The organism is Vibrio sp. HI00D65, assembly GCF_001635455.1.
GTDB lineage: Bacteria > Pseudomonadota > Gammaproteobacteria > Enterobacterales > Vibrionaceae > Vibrio.
Genome location: NZ_LWEH01000291.1, coordinates 1 through 3,914 on the forward strand (window position 1 = coordinate 1; position 3,914 = coordinate 3,914).

Genomic DNA, 3,914 nt, shown 5'->3' on the forward strand with positions numbered 1-3,914 from the left:
GTCGGTCCCAAGGGTATGGCTGTTCGCCATTTAAAGTGGTACGCGAGCTGGGTTTAGAACGTCGTGAGACAGTTCGGTCCCTATCTGCCGTGGGCGTTGGAAAATTGAAGGGGGCTGCTCCTAGTACGAGAGGACCGGAGTGGACGAACCTCTGGTGTTCGGGTTGTCATGCCAATGGCATTGCCCGGTAGCTAAGTTCGGAATCGATAACCGCTGAAAGCATCTAAGCGGGAAGCGAGCCCTGAGATGAGTTTTCCCTGACGCTTTAAGCGTCCTAAAGGGTTGTTCAAGACTAGAACGTTGATAGGCAGGGTGTGTAAGCGCTGTGAGGCGTTGAGCTAACCTGTACTAATTGCCCGTGAGGCTTAACCATACAACACCCAAGGGGTTTTGATGGACTCAAAGATACAAACGCTTGAATGAGTTTGAAGAGATAAGACTTTTAATAAGCTTTCCAGATTATTTTGCCTTCAGTTTTTAAAAAAGCTGAAAGTAAAAGCAAAATTCGCTTGGCGACCATAGCATTGTGGACCCACCTGATTCCATGCCGAACTCAGAAGTGAAACACAATAGCGCCGATGGTAGTGTGGGGCTTCCCCATGTGAGAGTAGGACATCGCCAGGCTTTAATTTCGACTTTGCTTAGTAATTAAGCAAGTCACCATAAAGTTCTAAATAAACTTAGAGTTTTATGTTGACTTCAACAGTCAGTCGCGTATTATACGCATCCGCTTTGACGCTAAAGCGTTGATAGCAAAGCTCTTTAACAATTTAAACCTATCAATCTGTGTGGGCACTCATTGATGAATATCAAAATTGATTCTTAGGAATCACATTGATTTCAATGAACTGAGTGACCAATCGATAATTTATTATCGGCACAGTCAATTCATTATCATTCTGTTGGAATGGTAATAGCTTTAGAATTACTTTTTGTAGTTTTGAAGTCAGTATTCGTTGAGTCACCAAAATCTTAAATTGAAGAGTTTGATCATGGCTCAGATTGAACGCTGGCGGCAGGCCTAACACATGCAAGTCGAGCGGAAACGAGTTATCTGAACCTTCGGGGAACGATAACGGCGTCGAGCGGCGGACGGGTGAGTAATGCCTAGGAAATTGCCTTGATGTGGGGGATAACCATTGGAAACGATGGCTAATACCGCATAATGCCTATGGGCCAAAGAGGGGGACCTTCGGGCCTCTCGCGTCAAGATATGCCTAGGTGGGATTAGCTAGTTGGTGAGGTAATGGCTCACCAAGGCGACGATCCCTAGCTGGTCTGAGAGGATGATCAGCCACACTGGAACTGAGACACGGTCCAGACTCCTACGGGAGGCAGCAGTGGGGAATATTGCACAATGGGCGAAAGCCTGATGCAGCCATGCCGCGTGTATGAAGAAGGCCTTCGGGTTGTAAAGTACTTTCAGTTGTGAGGAAGGGGGTGTCGTTAATAGCGGCATCTCTTGACGTTAGCAACAGAAGAAGCACCGGCTAACTCCGTGCCAGCAGCCGCGGTAATACGGAGGGTGCGAGCGTTAATCGGAATTACTGGGCGTAAAGCGCATGCAGGTGGTTCATTAAGTCAGATGTGAAAGCCCGGGGCTCAACCTCGGAACTGCATTTGAAACTGGTGAACTAGAGTACTGTAGAGGGGGGTAGAATTTCAGGTGTAGCGGTGAAATGCGTAGAGATCTGAAGGAATACCAGTGGCGAAGGCGGCCCCCTGGACAGATACTGACACTCAGATGCGAAAGCGTGGGGAGCAAACAGGATTAGATACCCTGGTAGTCCACGCCGTAAACGATGTCTACTTGGAGGTTGTGGCCTTGAGCCGTGGCTTTCGGAGCTAACGCGTTAAGTAGACCGCCTGGGGAGTACGGTCGCAAGATTAAAACTCAAATGAATTGACGGGGGCCCGCACAAGCGGTGGAGCATGTGGTTTAATTCGATGCAACGCGAAGAACCTTACCTACTCTTGACATCCAGAGAAGCCAGCGGAGACGCAGGCGTGCCTTCGGGAGCTCTGAGACAGGTGCTGCATGGCTGTCGTCAGCTCGTGTTGTGAAATGTTGGGTTAAGTCCCGCAACGAGCGCAACCCTTATCCTTGTTTGCCAGCGAGTAATGTCGGGAACTCCAGGGAGACTGCCGGTGATAAACCGGAGGAAGGTGGGGACGACGTCAAGTCATCATGGCCCTTACGAGTAGGGCTACACACGTGCTACAATGGCGCATACAGAGGGCAGCGAACTTGCGAGAGTGAGCGAATCCCAAAAAGTGCGTCGTAGTCCGGATTGGAGTCTGCAACTCGACTCCATGAAGTCGGAATCGCTAGTAATCGTAGATCAGAATGCTACGGTGAATACGTTCCCGGGCCTTGTACACACCGCCCGTCACACCATGGGAGTGGGCTGCAAAAGAAGTGGGTAGTTTAACCTTTCGGGGAGGACGCTCACCACTTTGTGGTTCATGACTGGGGTGAAGTCGTAACAAGGTAGCCCTAGGGGAACCTGGGGCTGGATCACCTCCTTATACGAAGATACTCACGATAAGTGTCCACACAGATTGATACGGTTTAGAAAGTAAAGAGACGATATTGGGTCTGTAGCTCAGCTGGTTAGAGCGCTCGCCTGATAAGCGGGAGGTCGGTGGTTCAAGTCCACTCAGACCCACCAATATCGACTTAGATGGGGCTATAGCTCAGCTGGGAGAGCGCCTGCCTTGCACGCAGGAGGTCTGCGGTTCGATCCCGCATAGCTCCACCATCTTTAAGTGTTCTTCCTTAAGAATCTTTAAAAATGGTTATTTCTTTTGAAATATCTAGCTCTTTAACAATTTGGAAAGCTGACTGATTAACTCTAAGAGTTAATCAAATTAAAAGTTCTCAATGTTTATCTTTTGGATAAACACAACACAAACACATTCAAGTGTCTTGTATTCGATTCAAATCTAATTTGAATCACATTGAGTCCGGCAAACACGTAATAAGAACTAACCCTTCTTATTACAACCAAAAACCTTGGTTAGTTGCCATACATAAGACCCTTTCGGGTTGTATGGTTAAGTGACTAAGCGTACACGGTGGATGCCTTGGCAGTCAGAGGCGATGAAGGACGTATTAACTTGCGATAAGCCCAGATTAGACAGTAAAAGTCATTTGAGTCTGGGATTTCCGAATGGGGAAACCCACTTACATAAGTAAGTATCTTGTTGTGAATACATAGCAACAAGAAGCAAACCGGGGGAACTGAAACATCTAAGTACCCCGAGGAAGAGAAATCAACCGAGATTCCGAAAGTAGCGGCGAGCGAAATTGGATTAGCCCTTAAGCTTTTAATGAGACAGACGAAGGCTCTGGAAAGTGCCGCAATAAAGGGTGATAGCCCCGTAGTCGACATCTCATCATCAGTGAAAACGAGTAGGGCGGGACACGTGATATCCTGTCTGAATATGGGGGGACCATCCTCCAAGGCTAAATACTACTGACTGACCGATAGTGAACCAGTACCGTGAGGGAAAGGCGAAAAGAACCCCTGTGAGGGGAGTGAAATAGAACCTGAAACCGTGTACGTACAAGCAGTAGGAGCACCTTCGTGGTGTGACTGCGTACCTTTTGTATAATGGGTCAGCGACTTAATTTTAGTAGCAAGGTTAACCGTTTAGGGGAGCCGTAGGGAAACCGAGTCTTAACTGGGCGTATAGTTGCTAGGATTAGACCCGAAACCAGGTGATCTAGCCATGGGCAGGTTGAAGGTTGAGTAACATCAACTGGAGGACCGAACCGACTAATGTTGAAAAATTAGCGGATGACTTGTGGCTAGGGGTGAAAGGCCAATCAAACCTGGAGATAGCTGGTTCTCCCCGAAAGCTATTTAGGTAGCGCCTCGGACGAATACTACTGGGGGTAGAGCACTGTT

The 3,914-nt window shown here is 48.1% G+C and carries 2 tRNA genes and 4 rRNA genes; all 6 read left to right on the forward strand.

Features of this window, described 5'->3' with window-relative positions:
- Window positions 1–373, forward strand: a 23S ribosomal RNA gene (locus tag A3712_RS18955); the annotation flags it as partial.
- 135 nt (window positions 374–508) lie between these two features.
- A 5S ribosomal RNA gene (gene rrf / locus A3712_RS18960) occupies window positions 509–624 on the forward strand.
- A gap of 350 nt (window positions 625–974) precedes the next feature.
- A 16S ribosomal RNA gene (locus A3712_RS18965) occupies window positions 975–2,529 on the forward strand.
- A gap of 66 nt (window positions 2,530–2,595) precedes the next feature.
- Window positions 2,596–2,672, forward strand: a tRNA-Ile gene (locus A3712_RS18970).
- A 14-nt stretch (window positions 2,673–2,686) separates the two neighbouring features.
- Window positions 2,687–2,762, forward strand: a tRNA-Ala gene (locus A3712_RS18975).
- Window positions 2,763–3,055: 293 nt separating this feature from the next.
- A 23S ribosomal RNA gene (locus A3712_RS18980) occupies window positions 3,056–3,914 on the forward strand; the annotation flags it as partial.